Source organism: Mycolicibacterium fluoranthenivorans (genome assembly GCF_011758805.1).
GTDB lineage: Bacteria > Actinomycetota > Actinomycetes > Mycobacteriales > Mycobacteriaceae > Mycobacterium > Mycobacterium fluoranthenivorans.
The window spans coordinates 127,034-143,300 of record NZ_JAANOW010000001.1 but is presented as its reverse complement, the minus strand read 5'-3'; the positions used below and the strand labels follow the sequence as shown (position 1 = coordinate 143,300).

At 61.6% G+C, this 16,267-nt stretch carries 13 protein-coding genes and 1 pseudogene; 7 read left to right on the top strand and 7 right to left on the bottom strand.

The window, feature by feature from the left end:
• Positions 1–202 precede the first annotated feature (202 nt).
• From FHU31_RS00740 to FHU31_RS31800, 3 genes are read left to right on the top strand one after another with little or no spacing between them, the layout of a single operon-like run.
• A complete protein-coding gene (locus tag FHU31_RS00740; RefSeq protein WP_167154672.1) occupies positions 203–1,639 on the top strand; it encodes a UvrD-helicase domain-containing protein in 1,437 nt (478 codons plus the stop codon).
• A complete protein-coding gene (locus FHU31_RS00735) occupies positions 1,636–2,340 on the top strand; it encodes a DarT ssDNA thymidine ADP-ribosyltransferase family protein (RefSeq protein ID WP_167154669.1) in 705 nt (234 codons plus the stop codon). Before FHU31_RS00740 ends, FHU31_RS00735 begins: the two co-directional genes overlap by 4 nt.
• A gap of 38 nt (positions 2,341–2,378) precedes the next feature.
• Positions 2,379–4,052, top strand: a complete 1,674-nt coding sequence (locus FHU31_RS31800) for an ADP-ribosylglycohydrolase family protein (protein ID WP_167154666.1) — start codon at positions 2,379–2,381, stop codon at positions 4,050–4,052.
• A 231-nt stretch (positions 4,053–4,283) separates the two neighbouring features.
• Here FHU31_RS31800 and FHU31_RS00725 read toward each other — a convergent pair whose 3' ends face one another.
• The 3 genes and pseudogenes from FHU31_RS00725 to FHU31_RS32115 all read right to left on the bottom strand — a co-directional run.
• Positions 4,284–4,730 (bottom strand): ASCH domain-containing protein, encoded by a 447-nt coding sequence (locus FHU31_RS00725; protein ID WP_167154644.1) that lies wholly within the window; start codon positions 4,728–4,730, stop codon positions 4,284–4,286.
• 28 nt (positions 4,731–4,758) lie between these two features.
• The gene (locus FHU31_RS00720; protein ID WP_263987936.1) at positions 4,759–6,303 is read right to left on the bottom strand and encodes a PIN domain-containing protein; all 1,545 of its coding nucleotides are present in this window, start codon (positions 6,301–6,303) and stop codon (positions 4,759–4,761) included.
• Between the two features lie 114 nt (positions 6,304–6,417).
• Positions 6,418–6,729 (bottom strand): annotated as a pseudogene (locus tag FHU31_RS32115) (GNAT family N-acetyltransferase); the annotation flags it as partial.
• Positions 6,730–7,124: 395 nt separating this feature from the next.
• Here FHU31_RS32115 and FHU31_RS00715 point away from each other — a divergent pair.
• Complete coding sequence (locus FHU31_RS00715; protein ID WP_337788057.1) at positions 7,125–7,496, top strand: recombinase family protein; 372 nt, start codon at positions 7,125–7,127, stop codon at positions 7,494–7,496.
• Between the two features lie 37 nt (positions 7,497–7,533).
• Here FHU31_RS00715 and FHU31_RS00710 read toward each other — a convergent pair whose 3' ends face one another.
• The 4 genes from FHU31_RS00710 to FHU31_RS31985 all read right to left on the bottom strand — a co-directional run bounded on the left by FHU31_RS00710 (position 7,534) and on the right by FHU31_RS31985 (position 13,634).
• Positions 7,534–8,310, bottom strand: coding sequence for a HEPN domain-containing protein (locus tag FHU31_RS00710; RefSeq protein WP_167154639.1), 777 nt, complete (start codon positions 8,308–8,310; stop codon positions 7,534–7,536).
• Between the two features lie 261 nt (positions 8,311–8,571).
• Complete coding sequence (locus FHU31_RS00705) at positions 8,572–9,042, bottom strand: hypothetical protein (RefSeq protein WP_167154636.1); 471 nt, start codon at positions 9,040–9,042, stop codon at positions 8,572–8,574.
• Between the two features lie 98 nt (positions 9,043–9,140).
• Positions 9,141–11,132: a hypothetical protein gene (locus FHU31_RS00700; protein WP_167154633.1), complete on the bottom strand. Its 1,992-nt coding sequence runs from the start codon at positions 11,130–11,132 to the stop codon at positions 9,141–9,143.
• A gap of 651 nt (positions 11,133–11,783) precedes the next feature.
• Positions 11,784–13,634 carry a DUF4262 domain-containing protein gene (locus FHU31_RS31985; RefSeq protein ID WP_167154630.1) on the bottom strand — a complete coding sequence of 617 codons (1,851 nt, stop codon included), beginning with the start codon at positions 13,632–13,634 and terminating at the stop codon, positions 11,784–11,786.
• Between the two features lie 479 nt (positions 13,635–14,113).
• Here FHU31_RS31985 and FHU31_RS00690 point away from each other — a divergent pair, with 479 nt between their 5' ends.
• The 3 genes from FHU31_RS00690 to FHU31_RS00680 all read left to right on the top strand — a co-directional run bounded on the left by FHU31_RS00690 (position 14,114) and on the right by FHU31_RS00680 (position 16,039).
• Positions 14,114–14,599, top strand: a complete 486-nt coding sequence (locus FHU31_RS00690) for an SbtR family transcriptional regulator (RefSeq protein WP_234901112.1) — start codon at positions 14,114–14,116, stop codon at positions 14,597–14,599.
• An 85-nt stretch (positions 14,600–14,684) separates the two neighbouring features.
• Positions 14,685–15,557, top strand: a complete 873-nt coding sequence (locus FHU31_RS00685; protein ID WP_167154628.1) for an SDR family NAD(P)-dependent oxidoreductase — start codon at positions 14,685–14,687, stop codon at positions 15,555–15,557.
• A gap of 8 nt (positions 15,558–15,565) precedes the next feature.
• Positions 15,566–16,039: a MerR family transcriptional regulator gene (locus FHU31_RS00680; protein WP_167154625.1), complete on the top strand. Its 474-nt coding sequence runs from the start codon at positions 15,566–15,568 to the stop codon at positions 16,037–16,039.
• Positions 16,040–16,267 lie beyond the last annotated feature (228 nt).

Below are 16,267 nucleotides of genomic sequence, written 5' to 3'. Positions count from 1 at the left end.
CTGACACCGCGCTGACGCGGAGCTCGCCTCCCGGCTGATTGTGTCGCTCGATGGAGATTGCTCCGCCTTGATTCTGTCGGAGGAAAGCTCACGATTAACCCGGGCCGTATGAATGGTCTGCCATCAACGGCAATCGGTTACGTTGGGCCGGAGAGTGCGAAGCCTTGCGCCGCGCAGCTTCCGAGTCGAGTCGAGGGTGTGTATGGCAACGTCACCGGTCGGGGGCGCTGGATTGGGCGGAAGGATCACGCCGCGGGGCAAGCAATCTGATGTCGTGTACTTTGACCCTGGGCAAGATCTCGTAGTGCTAGGCACAGCTGGCACGGGGAAAACAACAATGGCGGTGCTGAGGGCAAAGTACCTCGCTCACCCGATGACCCCGAATCACGGCCCTGTCCTTCTCGTTACTTACAACAACGCGTTAGTACGCTATCTGCGCCATCTCGTTCCCGATGCACTTGGCGATGTAGCGGTCGAGACGTATGCGAAGTTTGCCAGGGGGTACCTAGCCAGCATAGGAAAAATGCCATCAGGTTGGGGAAACATACTAGAGGGCGGCAGGCTCCGCACGACAGTCGCGCGTGCCGTCACAAGTGCGCGGCTTGAGTTCGCCCACAACGCTTTCTTTGACAGGCATACGGGGTTTTTCGTCGATGAGCTTGCCTGGATAGCCGACATGGGGATCGAGGCCCTAGACGATTACCTCAAGGCAGACCGGGTCGGGCGGAAGACGGCGCTCATGCCTGGGCACAGGTCGGCCGTGTGGCGAATTCGAAGTCACTACCTGCAACACCGTGCCGCCGATGGTGTGCCCTATGACTGGCATGATTTGGCGTCAGCAGTACGCGTCGGATTGGGCAATGATCTGAGGCCGAGGAAATACCGGCACATCGTAATTGACGAGGGTCAGGATCTGTCACCGGAAGCTATCCGGTCGCTAGTAGCGGCAGTGCAACCCGGCGGGACTGTGTGCTTTTTTGGCGACTATCACCAGCAAATCTATGGGCAGGGACTGTCTTGGCGCAGATGCGGTTTGCGAGTTGGCTCGGTCGATAGGTTCGCGGACAACTTGCGAAACACTACCCAGATTGCCCGCGTCGCGATCGCGATGAGCACGATGCCGCACATGGCTGCGGCAGGAGTTGACGACCTTGTCGTTCCGGTGGAGCCTGCCGCTGACGGCACTATTCCCACGTTGCTGAAGTGTCGAGACCGGGCAGCCGAGATTTCGGAGGTACAGCGCGTTGCTGTGAATCAATCCGCGGTTGGAACCGTCGGAGTTTTGGCGCGCACGCTGGAGGATGCTTCGCGGGCTGTTGCCGGCGTCCCCGGAATCCGAAGACTGAAGGAGTCTCCGTCGGAGTGGTGGGATCCATCCCCTGGCATCTATTACGGCACATACCATTCCGCGAAGGGACTAGAGTTCGATGTCGTGATCCTGCCGTTTGCGGATAGCGATCGATTGCCCAATCAGGAAGTGGTTAACACCCTCGGTCTGACTGATGCATCAAGCCGCGACGGAAAGTCCCTGTATGTGGCGGTTACCCGCGCGAAGGCTGAATTGCTCGTGACCTACACGAGCGCGCTCTCGCCGCTCCTGCCGCGAGAGCCTGGACTTTGGGCGGAGGTGGCCCAGTGACGAACAGTATTGTGGATACGCTCAATTGGTTGCAGCTAAAACGAGTAGCTCATTTCACTCCATCGAAGAATTTATTTCACATCATTCAAGATGGGCAGATCCGGAGTAGCAAAGACTTAGCGGACCGTGCGTCTGAATACTTTGCTCCCACCGATCTGGAGCGGTTCGACCGGCACCCAGACAAGACGTGTGTCAGCTTCACGTACCCGAACGGGTACTACCTCAGTCGCGCTCGCAAGAAGCCGCAATACTCCCGTTTTCCAGACTGGGTGTGTTTGCTCATTCAGGTTCGTGTGCTTGAGCGTTCGGGAGTCTTGTTCTCCCCTTGCAATGCTGCGACGGGGAGAGGTGCGTACGCGAAGGAGGGGCCTGCGGCGCTGCAGGCTTGTTTCAGCAGTTCGACCCCATCGGGATTCACGCGCGGGCAACGCCACCACCCACGTGCGGCTACCGATCTTCAGGCAGAAGCGCTGATACCAGGTCCTATTCCGTTGTCAGACCTAATCGCGATCGTCGCTCCGTCAGCTGATGCGGCCGGCAATGAGTACGCGCGCCTAGCGATTGGCGGGCTGAATCCAGACGGATTGGACTGGCTGATAGCGCCGGTGATGTTTGATCGGGATGGTTTGTCGGCGAGCCTGCGCTATGGGTCTCCCGCCGTCACGGAAGAACCTTGGTCTCCGCAGGCGGTCGAAAGTTGAAACCAACGATCGCCAACCTAGGAGCGTGCTCACGCGGTGTGTTCCTGGGCGCAGCTGTGGGTGATGCACTTGGGTGGCCACAGGAGCAGAACTCGGGATTTGTTGGGGGGCAGAGTAATCGACAGGTTGACCCAAAGCCCGAATTTCAAGACTGGGTTCGTTACAACGGAGGGCAGTATCGACGATATTTGGACCCGATCTCCGCTGGTGAGTACAGCGATGACACTCAACTGATCCTAGCTGTGGCTCGCGCCCTTCAGACCCCAGACTGGTTCGCTACGTTAACCAGGACCGAGTTGCCTCTCTTCTTGTTGTACCAGCGCGGCGCAGGCGCTTCGACTTTGCGTGCTTGCCGTAGTTGGGCAGCAGGGAGCGCGCCATGGGAAGGCGGCACCTCTGAGAAGTCACAGAAGGCACAGCAGCGGTATTTTTCCGCGGGAGGTAACGGCGTTGCAATGCGAATTGCTCCGCACGCGGTCTCATGCGGAACGCTGGACAGACTCGAACTCGTCGGGCGCGTCATCAAAGATGGAGTTGCTACGCACGGTCATCCTCGGGCGCTGGTCGGAGCAGCTGCGTACGCGGTGGCTCTTCACAAACTCCTAACAATCGATGGGCCTCTTGAATATGGTTCTCTGGCAACAGAGTTGGTTGAAGACACATCCTGGCAAGATGCCGAACTGGCAATGGACGCCCTGCCCGAGGGGTGGGTGAAGGCGGCATCGCAGTTCCAGGCTGACGTACTTGAGTGGTGGCGAACTGCTGTCGACGAAACCCGCGAACTTCTGTCCCTAGCTCAACGAGGTATCGAGTCGGGTGTTCTAGGCAACGATGTTGACGTGCTCAGTGGTCTGGGTTGCTTCGACAAGCGAGTAAACGGAGCAGGCACTAGATCGTGTGTCGGCGCTGTCTACCTAGCCTCGCGGACAGCACCCCGACCGATAAGCGGCCTCGTGGGTGCCGCGTTCCTTCGGAACGCAGACTCCGACACACTGGCATCCATGACGGCGGGACTTTTAGGAGCCTTGCACGGCCCAAAATGGTTGGGGAACATGGGAATTGCGGTCCAAGATCGGCGCTACATCGAGGGAATGGCCGACAGGTGCGTGGATTTGGCGCTGGGGAGTGAACACTATGAGGCAATGCCCCCGCCACTTCGTGACCGCGATCTGGCGGGATTCCGAAATGCACTCGCCAGCCGCGAACCCCAGACCTTTCTCGATGGGCGACAAATCACTTCTAGTAAATCGTTCGCCCTCGAGTCGAAAACGGGTGCGAATGTTCAGCGCTGGGTACTCCAGCTGGATTTGCAGAAGGTCGTGGTCGATATTGTGGACAGCACGATAGTTGGCCGCAATCATGCACGAGGATCAAGTTCCCCGGTTGAGAGTCCGCGAGCCGCTGCTCTGCAGTGGGTCTCTCTTCTGGCACCCGATCTGGACCAAATAGACAGCTTTTACGGATCTGGCGGCCTCGGCCTCGATACTTTCCGGCCGAGTTCCAACGAGTTATACATCGGCAGATTCTTGAGGTTCGTTTTTCTCGCAGGTTACAAGGACGACTCTGGCGCCCATAGGCCTGTACTGCTCAACATTGAAGTCAACGACTTCGATGCCGTGGTTAATCGAGTTGGTGCGGAGGCCGCAGACCACAGTTCGGCCCGAGTCAAAGATCCTGTCGGCAACGATATCTGGATTACCCGGACTCGATGAGAAGGTTCGGGGTGACGTGGAGTCTCTCCCGGCGCGACACAGACGCAAGTTGGCTGAGGTGTTACCTGCTCGAATCGACGGTGAGCGACAAGCGGGGCGGATTGCTCTGCCGTCGGGCACCGAAGCGAGTCCTCGCGGCGAATAATCGTGTTGGCTTACTGAGTGGATTCAGCTTGCACCGTTCTTGCACCGCCAGCGACGAGCGAGATGGGGCCGGTCGAACGGACTGCGTCAGCGCGCAAGTAGCGTGGAGAGATCGTGATGAGCTAGGTGGTGGCCAAGTAGGTCACGAAGCTGGGTGCGGTTGAAGAAGTGCCACGTTTGAGGCGGATTGTAGGCGCTGCGCCGGGATCGGATTTCATTGAGCGTTACTGGGTTGTCGAGCGCTGCGACTTCATCGACGTGTATTGCTACGGCATGACCTGATCCAGCGAAGTACGCGTCGAAATCGGTGGCGGATATCGCCGCCTGGCCCAGATGCCTGGCCTTGATGATTTCGGGCAAGGCGACGTCCACCTTGCGAACGCGACATGTGGCGACAACGGCCCCGACGGGCATGGTTGCGTAGATCGCGATCGGCTGCCCGGCAGAGACCTGTGGGCGAATACGCCGGAGTTCGACGGTTTTTGAGCCGCTGAGGATGTTGTCCACATGCCCTGGCTTGATCGACAGCAGCATCAGGCGTGTGAGTTCCGTGGGATGAGCGCTAACCACGACCGAATGCCTCCCCTACAAGGTCGCTAAACCACATTGCGTTGATCTTGTTTGCCGACACTAGCTGTAGGATCCGACCGGTCTTGCGTTCGATTTCACGAATTCGTTTGAGTGGAATCGGTGCGGGCAGTAGTTCGGTGTCTGTGATGCGGAGCGCGCGCACTGTGCCATTGCTTTTTGCAGAGGCGCGAAGCCGATCAAGGTCATAAACCCCCAGGCGACGATACTTGCGGTAGGCAGCCTCCGGCGCCAAGTCACGGACTTCAACGAGCGAGCTGATCGCAAAGATCTCCCTATTCGGATCAGTTGCGTACCAAAGGATTCGGCCGGGCGAGTTCTCGCCCGACTTCGCTCCTCGAAAGTACACGTGCTCGCGTTGAATGCCGAGGTCAGATTGGCGCTCAAATAGCTGCGGCGGGTAGCCGAATAGATTCGTGGCAAATCCGGGCTTGATCGACAGGATCCAAGTGTCCAGATCGCAGTCGAGTAATCGTAGGGGTCGCAACTGGTGCTCTAGCTGGTATGCGGTAGATGGCGTATATGGATCCTGAATAACTTCATTCAGGGCTCGGAGGGCAGCCTGTTCTGCGCCAGTCAGTGCGGCCAGTATCCGCGACCAGCGTTCGCGGAGCTCGCTCCCGGTCAGCGCTGCCCGGATTGTGACGGCGATCATTCCGCCCGGAAACGGGTGATAGCCGTCTTCAAGAAGTGCCTCGAATAGTGAACTGTCCAGACCCTCGTCGCTTACGACTATCGCCCCGGCGCGCTGGTCAGAGGCAAGCGCACGGAGATGCCCCACAAGCTGGGTGGCGACGCTGCTCTGTAGTGGGCAGTTGTGAATCCTCAAAAGCGAGACCGTCAGCTTGTCAGACTTCGAAGTGGTGCCGATTAGCCCGATCGGTAGCCCGAGTGGGTCCCGTAATAGAAGTCGATGAGAGTGGGGCCTGCGCGCCGCTAGTTGGTTGCACGTAGCCGAGTATTGAGCGCGTCTTTCTCCCCGCGCGGTATTGATGAAATCCTTCAATTCCGAATCGTCCGATCCCGCTTCGGCCAGCGTATAGCCAGTCGATTTCAGTGCTTGGGGCGAATACGACGGTTGATCTTCAAGTTCATCTATTCGGACGACGAGCTCGAACGGGTTCGTGATCGTCACGCCAAGGTCGCGTGCGGCTTCCCCGAGACGCGACTTGGCGTTGCGGTCCTGTGTCACGACGATTTCGATGCCGGCTGCCATTGCATAGGCCACGTGGCGCGCATCGCTTTGGTCTTGTATCGACTCGGGAGGCTTCGGTAACCGCTGTAACAAAAGGCCCACCTTCTCATCGGCAGTCGATGCTGCGACAGGGAGCTGAGGATAGCCTTGCGCGATCTGGATCAACCTTTGACGTTCTTTGTCGTCAGAGTTGCGATTGAGTTCGTTCTTGAGCTCCGGGGTCACAAGCATCTGCAGTCGACCCGAAACTCCTTTAATTGCCTGGGCAACTTGGCTATCGGGATGGCGACCGTGGAGGGCAAGAAAAATGTTGGTGTCTATCACGACTGGGATCGTTGTCTGTGTCCCGCCCTGCCACGTCAAGAGATCGGCATGTCCGAAGTCCAACCACCAGTCTGTTAGCAAGTGTCCGTCCGCGCTGCGGCCCTTACGGTCACCTTGTGCGACGAACCCGAGTCGCGGCCACACGTCGTTGGCAGGGTAGTCCCGCCGACAGCGAGCGGAGATGCCGCGAAGATGTGGGTACTGATGACGCAGTTCATTTACTAGCTTCCGCGCCACGCCCTGCTTGCGCGCGGTCGGCGATACTGCCAGATGTGTTAGTGCGAGTGTTCCACGGGGCGTGCGAAACGCGGCGTATCCGAGGAGTTGGGTGGACTGGTCTTGGTTTGCGTTTAGCGCGGTGTTGTCCAAGATGCAGAGAATCCGCCCTTGAGCGGCGTACTCGTCCCATGCCGCGTATGGAAGCATCCCTAAGGTTCGAGCTTGCGAGTCACCGAGTTTGCGAGCTGCGGTGAGTAGGTCAGTTTCGGGCGGTGGCGCCAGAAACGTTACGTCCGCGTCTTCCACGCCTGCCATAGAAGAGCATCGTATGCCGACTAGGTCTCAGTAGAGCCTCCAAACATGGCGGGATTTGTGATGGCTTCGCCGATAACCAGGACCTACGTCAACTGGCACGGCGATCGTGAACCGCGCACCGTCCGCGCGGTTCGTTCGTCAATGTCGGATCGGGTGGCGGCGGTGCGTGGAAGCGTCCCCATAACGAAGGTTTCGAGACGCTTCACCAGCCGGTTTGCCACCTGGGATTTCAAGATCTCGAAAGCGTGAACCGAAACTGTCCCGTGGCCAGTGGTAGAGATCAAGGCATGCACCGCATGCACCGCATGCTCGGCTACGCTCGGGTCTCGACGAGCGATCAGACGGTTCGCAGCCAGGTGGACGCTCTTCAGAGGGCTGGCTGTGAGCGGATCTGGACGGACACCGCCTCCGGTGCCCGCGCGGATCGACCGGCTCGGCCGATCGCTACCGCATCTGCTGGACCTGTTGGAGCAGATGGCTTCCCAGAATGTCGGGTTGCGCTCGTTAGCGGAATCAAGGCTGAAGCAGCTCTGGAGCAACCTCTGAGCCGTCTGAAGCAGCTCGTCATGTCGGCGATTACCGCCGGGTCCGCGGCATTGGGGCAGGCTGCCGCAACCGACCTCGTTCATCTGGGAAGCCCAGCGCTGCAGACGTTTTGAGTGTAAAAAAGTCCATTGTCGACGATGCGACGCAAACTCACTCAGACTGTAGATCCCCAATCTGCTCATCAAGTCGTCGCACGGCATGCCCGGAGTAGGTCTCGGCCACCTGAATCATCTCCTCGACAACTTTCATCAGCGGTTTCAGCGCAGACCCGTCCACTGTGAACGCGACCTGCTCATAACGACCCTGTAAGCGATGGTTGCGAAGTTCGCGCAATGCATCGGCGTGCTCGGGGGGAGCGTTGTCCAACTCGGTCCACGAATCAATCCACTCCTGCCGTTGCACATGGCTTTTGGTCCGTTGTTGCTGGAGAAGCATTTGAGCTTGGATGGAGAGTTCGGCTGCGGAGAACGCCAGATCGGATGCCACCGCAGGCCGGGTTTCGAGGCACTCCAATGCAGTATCAAAGAACTGTCTTGCTCGGAGAAGTAGCCGAGTCACGCGTTCCTTGTTGTAGCGGAAGTCGAACTTGATGCATTGATGACCGTTCACGACCGCGAAGCAGACGTATCCGCTGTTGGGGCCTACGTCTTCGGGTTCCACACTGTGAACGGCATCAATGTCTGCAGCCGTCACGTCCTCGCCTTCGGCGATGTCACGCGTGAAGCGGACTTGTGCCACGATCTTGGCCTGATCATTGAGACGCACCAAGGGGTGCGGTCGGTCAGGATTTAGCTCGATCACAACCTTTCGGACCTCATCCCGGTCCAGCGCAAGGCCGCGACGGGTGATCTCCGGCTCGACGAACAACTCAAATATCCAGTTGACCAGATTCGTCGAGAAATCGTCGGGCAGCTGCCCGGAAGTCATTGCGACAACCGCCTAGTGGGACCTGCTGCGGCATGCTTGATGGCTCTCACATGGATCACTGTTCCATTCGCCTCCGACGTCGCAGATCTGAGACACGCGGTGTGAGACAAGAAATGAGACAGCTCGACCAGCGACTATGCAGCAGAGGAGCGGCGCGCTGAGCCCTGTCTCGCTTCTCTACAAACAAGACACGGCGCGGCCCTGAGGACATCGGACATCTCGGCTCGGGAAGACCGTGAGTGGTGGTGTCCCGCCCTGCGGTCACGTTGGCAGTATGAGCACGTTGATGTCGGTGGGCCCGGAGATCGGGTACTCGCCTGGCTCAGGGAGGTCGTAATGCACCGTCTGGATGGCTTTCTCCGTGAAAATCTGCAAATGTACGAGGCCGGGGCTGAGGTGCAGTTGCTGCTCTTCGGGAGGTGTGCCGAGGTAGGCGCCGACTGCCAGGGTCCCAGTTGTCAGTTCCAGCTCCCCGTCGAAGGCCCGCTCTCCGAGGCCCACAGAATCTGTTCCGCGATAGACCCGCACACGGACAAGCCGCTCAGTCGTCTCGGATTCGTCCTGACTCATCGTGTAAACGTCGATCGAGTGAATCGTTGACCAGCACCAGATCTCGGTCTTGAAACCATCGGGGACTCCAGGCCGATCGTCTGTGTCGAGATCCTCGATACTGATCGTGCTACCCCACGGGTCCACTTCGACGTCGAGGAGCAGTTCGTTATCACTCGCCATTGTTTCCCTCCATCGGTGCTTCGGTCGGCCCGGGTAGACATACTGGTAGAGGACGTTTCACCGCAGATCAGTGCTCACCATGTCGGCCGCTATCGGCCTTATGGCTTTTTGTGGTTTATTTTGCTCTTTTTCTTCTTCTTCTTGTCGTTGGTCTTCTTTTTGCCTCTAGTGCCCGAATCGCGGTCAGCGCCGTTTTGATTGCTGCCTTGGCGGGCGGTGTTCAGGGCGTTGTTGCGGTGCAGGTTGGCGGTGTCTTGGGCGTGTGTCTGCTGATCGACGCGCTGGTCGCTGGGTGACGATAGGCGTCGTTGCTGGTCGTTGTAGCGCTCCTGTGCGCAGGGCCCGCAGCGGGTTTTGCCGTCGGTGCCCCGGTAGGCGAATTCCTGGGGGTCTCCGCCTTTGAGCCCGTGGCGCTGTGTCAACGCCTGTAGCAGTTTGCGCTCTTTGGCGCTTTCGATCTCGTCTAAGTGGCGGACGCTGGACCGGCCGTTGCGGCTTTCTTGGACCGAGGCCGGCGGTGACTCATCGCGAACCTTGCCCGTCTGGGGCTCGATCTTGCGGGTGTTCAGGCGCCGGTTGGTCGGAATGTTCTTTGGGAATTCGTGGGTGAGCTGTCCTGGGATGGTTTCGAACTTGTGCTGGGTATGACCGGGCATCTCGACCTCGTCATACACTCCGGCCGGGGCCTTGGTCGTGTAACCACAGTCCAGTTTGCATCCTGGATCCAGTGTCTCAGGAACGTAATCCTTCGGCGTCGAGGCAGTGCGTCCGGCATCTGGAAGGTTTGTGCGCAGCGGCGGATTCGGCAGCTCGTGCGGTGGCGCGTTGGCCGCGGCGGGCGTTCCGACACCGGGTGTAGGGGTTACCGCGCCGGCGATGTCGTTGGCGAGCTGCGGTGACGGGGTGGGGGTGACCGGTTTCACCACTGTGGCGTCGCGCAGGGCGCCTTCGGCGAGGTCGTCGCCGAATTTCTGCGCCCCGCGTTCAACGGCGGCGGTCAGACCTTTTTGGATGCTGCGGGCGGGGCTGATGTAGTTGGTGACTTCCAGGAAGTCACCGGTTGCCCCCAGGAGCTGGTTGGTGGGATCGGCGGCCGCGGCTTTCTGCACCAGCCCCGTCGTCCCCGAGAGGACCAGGCCAGCCCCGAGGCCGGAGCCCACTCCGGTCACCACAAGTGCGCCGCCGCCGATGATTTCGGCGGATTCGACCGGGTTGTTCTTGATCCCGGTGACCAGTGCGCTGCCGGCAGCTTGCAGAGCCGCGCCGTTGGCGCCGCTGGTACTGGCGTGAGTGAACGCATCACAGGCCGAGATGCACGGGTCGACATACACCGGCCACACCGTGGCGGCATCGGGGTGGATCACCTGGGCCAGCAGATACAGTCCGGGCCGGATCTGCTGTGTCACAAAAGCACTCGGCACAAGAGTGCCGTGGCTGTCACGCGCCTGCGGTGCGGCGATCGTGGCGATGGTGGTGGCCGCTGGGGTGGCCTGGTTGACGGTGATGGTTCCGTCGGTGTGGGCCAGCATCACCGTGTCGGCCGGGGTGCGCAGGAACATCGGCACTGTGGGCAACGCCTGCCCATCGGCGGTCGCAACCCCCGAAGCTGTCGTAGCGTTCGCGGCAGGCTTGGGGATGCGGGTGATGGTGCGCCCACCCGCGCCTTTGTTTTCGGCGATCACGCTGAAACCGGCGCCGCGATCCGGGTAGACGACCTGGCCGTCCGCGGTGGTCTCGCCGGCCCCCAAACCGGCGGGCAGCACCAGTTGCACGCGACGCCCGTCGGTGGTGGGCAGATCCCAGCCCGCCACCGGATCAGTAGGAATGTTCGCCGAGCGCGCCGCCGCGCTCAGCGCGTCATCCGAGGCCATGGCGGTCCCGGTAAATGCCGAGGACGCGGCAGAGGCGATCGTCTGCGCATCCGCTGGGGACGGCTTCTCAGCGGTGCCGGACTCGGTAGGCGACACAGCAGCGGTGAGCCAGTGCACCCCGCCGGCAGTCAGAGCCACCGTCACGACCAACGCGAAGGCGACCTGCCCCCACCGACCGACACTCCACCACGGCCGGTCTCCCGGCAGAAAATCCCCCACGATCCAGTTCCCCCCACATAGATCACCACCACCCCGTCAGCTACGACGGGCATCTGCAAGGTGTAGTCGGGAACCAACCCCAAAGCCGAACGGTGATCTAGCCCACAGCAACCAATCCCTGCCAATCCGCGGCGCGATCATAGGCGGATACCAACCCAGAAAAGGCAGCCATTACCAGCGGGAACGCGAGATACATTTACCCGACTACGACCTCATAGTCGCGCACGTCAAGCAACATTTCATGCGCTGGGCCGAAGAACCTCGACGGGCCGCCGTAGCCCTCGATTCGAGCAACAACTACAAACCGGCCCGCCAATCGAGACAAGAAGTGAGCCGTCCAAGTTCTTCAGAAACGAGACGACACCGCGGTACCAGAGTTTCCATGCTGTGGCGTCGTGTCAGCCCCTTCGGCGGACGTTCAGGTCGGCGGCGAGTTCGTGGAGCGAGCGAATCTGTACGTCCTGCGGACGGCCAGCTCCGAACAGCTCTACTCCGTCATGCGAGCCTCGGTGCGCGGGTGGCATCCAGGCGTGGTCGAACTCGTCGAGCCCGTCGGGGTGTCCACCGTGTTCAGTTCGTGGGTGCGCCGGTGGGCCGGACGGGCGGTTCAGGCCACGTCTCTTGGCGAAGATCGACCAGATGCATTTCGCATCAGCGGACCTGCCGCGCCAACACCTTGCCGAACTCGATGAGCCGCGACACCTGCTCATGGCCGTGACGGTTCACCGTCTTGCTGAAGTCCAGTTCGTCGGAGAATATGGCGGTCTTCTTCTTCTTCTTCTGTACCGCATTATCGGGAATCGCGATGTAGATCCTGAGTTCGACACTGTGCAGGGACATTCCGTCCGGCTCCGGCCGGTGGTGCACCTCCAGGGAGACATCGTGCACCCAGGACAAGGGAATGATGCGCAGCTCGGACTCGAAGAGCACGACTTCAGAGTCGTCCTCGTCAAGGATGTCATCACCCATCCAAAGGACCAGTCGAAGCCCATCGGTGAGCGTGATCTCCTGGTACAGGGAGTCGCCCCAGTCGCGGCGCTTGATGCTCCTGTGCATAGTGAAGCCGAGCACGGCGTCGAATTCGACCAAACCGTGCAGCGCGCCCAAGGCCATCGCCGGATCGCGTAGGTAGGCAGACGCTGCTTGCTCCAATTCTTGGTGCGGCGCCCAGTCGGCACAGGGCTGTAGAGCGCCGATCAGGCGCTTGACGCCGGCCGTCACGACGTCCAATCTTCCAGCGTCGTCCCACAGCTGCGACCATTCCGTTGCGGGGTCGATCACCCTCTGCAATGCCGCGATCGCGGCGGCGCGCAGCTCGCCCGAAACCTCGAAACGTGATTCTGCCCAAAGGGTTTCCGGTCCGTAAGCGATGGGCTCAGTGGGTGTGTCCGGCAGCAACGCGGCGACGGTTGCGGCCCCCGCGATGACCTGCACACAGTCATCGACCTCGAGGTAGCTGCCACTGTGCGCCTTGGCCAGCGTGCGCTCGATGAAAGCCAGCCGCTCCTCGGGTGCGGTCTGGTCGTAGGCGTTGGCCCAGTCCGCCGCCCCGTCGGAATCGAATACCCCGGTCCCCCATGCGCCCATATCCCGGATCTCCTTGCTCGTCATTCGTCGGGCGTCGTCCCAGCGCAACAAGCGCCGCGCGCTCGCCTGTAGCCGCTCAGCGACGTCGTGTTCGGCCGCGGCAGCACCGGGTTCGCGGTCCTGCCACGCCACACTCGCCTTGGCCAGCCGGTACACCAGATGCGGCGGGATCGGCCGGCCCCGGCCGCGAGCCTCTTCCTGGTAGACCCAGTGCAGTGCGCGATCGACGGCCTCAGCCAGTGCGGCGGCGGCATCCGTGCGGGCCGCACCATCCGCCCGATCCCATCCGTCGATCGCCGACTCCAGGGCATCTCTGCGTCGCTCAGGCACCGTGGCTCGCATGCCGTCGCTGACCCAGACGCTGGGTGGATGGTCGACCACCGGCAACCACATCAGCGGCTGGCGGTCGGTGAAGTAGGCATCGAAGTCCGGCTCGTCAGGATAGCGCCCGGACCCGTCCGGCCAGACCACCTGGAGGAAGTCGACTGCGTTGGTGGCGTTGAAGAACAGCGCAGTGCCGAATTGACTTGCGTACCAGCTCGGGTGGATCGGCATCAGCTTGATCCAGTAGTCCTCCGGCTCGACGTCGCGCAGCCCAATCAGACCGGGGAACCTGTCCCCAGAGCGCAACGGCAGTCCGCTGGCCCGCGCTCGATCTGCGAGCCCATTGAGGATAGACATCATCGCGTCGAGGTCGCCGACACCGTAAACCGCCAACTCGGGCTGGCGGTGCGTATGCCACATCCCCGCAGTGAACACGTACGGCGGCGGATCGTCTGCACTGGTCTGGCCGATTCCGAGGCAGCTGTGGCCGTGACGCTCCACGTCAGCGATGAGCTTGCGGTCGACGTCGTCGTATGAGTCGCGATTCCCGTAATCGACACAGCCGATGCACCTGCAACCAACGTCAGACACACGCCCCCCCGGCGATTGGAACACCCCCACGCTTCGAATCTAGCAACGCCAAGGAGTCTCGGGGCAGCTGGCGGCTTCAGTGAACCTGGCGGACAGCGGATCCCGGCAGGTAAAGATGAGGGGCCCGGTTGGCGCACCGACCACTGTCTCTCCCCTGCAAGTGGCCAGCTGGCCCGGCCGCCGGGGTGAGAAGCGGCCATGCACCCGCACGAGGACTACCGCGACTCGATGTGCCACCTCGTGTGAGATTGATGTAAACGATTTGGTCTCACTGAGGCAGGCGGTTTCCCTGCAGGAGGCCGCCGGATTGACTGGGAACGGACATCGTCGGTCAAGCTATGTGGGCCGCGCGGCGCGCGAGATTGTCCGGCGAACGACCGCTATTCGGGCAGCCACGTCCCCATCATTCATAGGCCGAGCCTGCAAGGGATCCCGACGTTGGCGGGGCCTCTGGCCCCTACTGACGGAGAGGCCTGCGGATGCTGCCGATCGACGCGATGTCGCTCTGGCCGCAGGTGAGCAAAGACTGGGTCGCGACCGAAGAACATCGGAAGCCCGGAAAGTGGTTAATTGCACGCGGATTGGTCGAGGAATGCTTGGCTGTGCCGGACCGGGCGGGAGTCGAAGGCGTGGAGTTCCTGACCATCGCCGCTGACCAACGCCAACGCCACGATCTGACGTTCCTGCAGTCAGCCAGCGCCGGCGATCCGAGGGTCACCGAGGTTCGCGATGTGCTGCACAAGCACCTCGAAACGTTGGTGGATCGAGCGCGCATGTCGGGCGCCGTCAGAGCAGATATCACCGAGGCCGACGTCTTCCTCATGATGTGCGCACCCATCCACATCGTCGAAAACCTCGCAGCCCCACCGCCGCTGCTGTGGCAGCGGTATCTGGCCATCATCTTCGATGGGTTACGCACTGACGGCGCCCATCCGCTGCCGCAACCGGCGCCCGTCGCGCCCTGACCCGACCGCTCTCCCGTCTCTTGAGGAGAGCGGGCGCAGATCCTGTGTAGCGTTCGAGCGCGCTCGAACTCCTAACGTCGCGGGTATGACAACACCGACGCCATCACAGACCTGGATCATCACCGGAGCATCGAAGGGCCTCGGTCGTGCCTTGACCGAGGCCGCCCTTGCCGCGGGAGATCACGTCGTGGCCGCAGTGCGTAACCCCGACAGCGTCGTGGATCTGACGAACAACTATGGCGGCCAAGTCAAATGCGTGGTATTTGACGCTCGAGACACCACTGCGGCCGCGGGCCTCGTCCAGGTGGCGGTCGAGAGCTACGGCAGGTTGGACGTCGTGGTGAACAATGCCGGCCGCGCCATCGTCGGCGCCGCGGAGGAAGTCACCGATACCCAGCTGCGCGACCTGATGGACCTGCACCTGTTCGGTCCCGCCGCCTTGGTGCGCGCGGCGTTGCCATTCATGCGCGCGCAGGGAAGCGGGACGATCGTGCAGATGAGCAGCCAGGGCGGCCGGATGTCCTTCCCGGGAGTCTCGACCTATTCGGCGTCGAAGTTCGCGTTGGAGGGATGGTCAGAGGCCTTGGCCGGCGAGGTCGCGCCGTTCGGAATCCGCGTGATGCTGGTCGAGCCCAGCCGCTTTCGTACTGCCTTCAACGCCGCCGACGTGCTCGACTTCGCCGACACCTCGCAGACCTACCGCGAGATACTGGCCGATGTGCGAGCCGATATGGCTGGTGCAGACGGGAACCAGGAAGGCGACCCCGTCAAGGCCGCGCAGATCATCGTCTCCCTGGCCCACTCCACGGAAGTCCCCCTCCGGCTGCCGCTGGGTGCCGAGGCCGTCGAGCGGCTCACCGCGAGCTACCAACGCGGTCTGGACGGGGTCGACCGGTGGGCCGAGCTGGCGCGCAGCGCCGACTTCGCCGACGCCGCCACCTCGGTCCGTCCGATCTAGGATCGGGTATGTCCACCGACGACCTGATGACCAGGGCCCTCGCCTCACTCGGCGAGATCGACGGCCCGATGTCGGTCGAGGTGATCCATCGGCTCGCTGACACCGGTGATCTCAGCGAGCCGATGACCATCGCCGAAGTCGCCGCTCTGCTCGACGTCTCCGCGCACACCCTGCGCTACTACGAACGCGCCGGCCTGGTCCACGTTGACCGCGACAGCAGCGGGCATCGCAGCTACCGACCCGAGGCAGTGCGCCGACTCGTCTTCCTCACCCGGATGCGGTTGTCCGGCATGGCAATCCGCGATCTGCAGCACTACATCTCGCTCGTCGACGGCGGCGATCAGACCGTACCTGAACGCCTCGACATGCTTCTCGAACATCGCGACACCATCCGCCGCCAGATCCGCGAACTCACCCTCTCCCTCGCCGCCACCGAGTACAAGATCGCCACCTACGGCGGCACCACCGGTGACACCGGCTAACTGCGGGTCGGTCCCTCACCGCGCCCGGCCCAAATCAGGCCGTTGATCGTCGACTCTTGGCTCCACATTCGGCAGACCGGATGAGCGTTCTTGGCGACCGTGGTGAGGAAGGCTGATGAGCGGAACGCCATCACTGTGTGCGAGTTCTCCCACCGATCGGCGTGACCGTGCCTCCGCGATCCGTTGCTCGCTGCAGCGTGGGCCGCGTCGGTGAGATGGCTGGGCTCT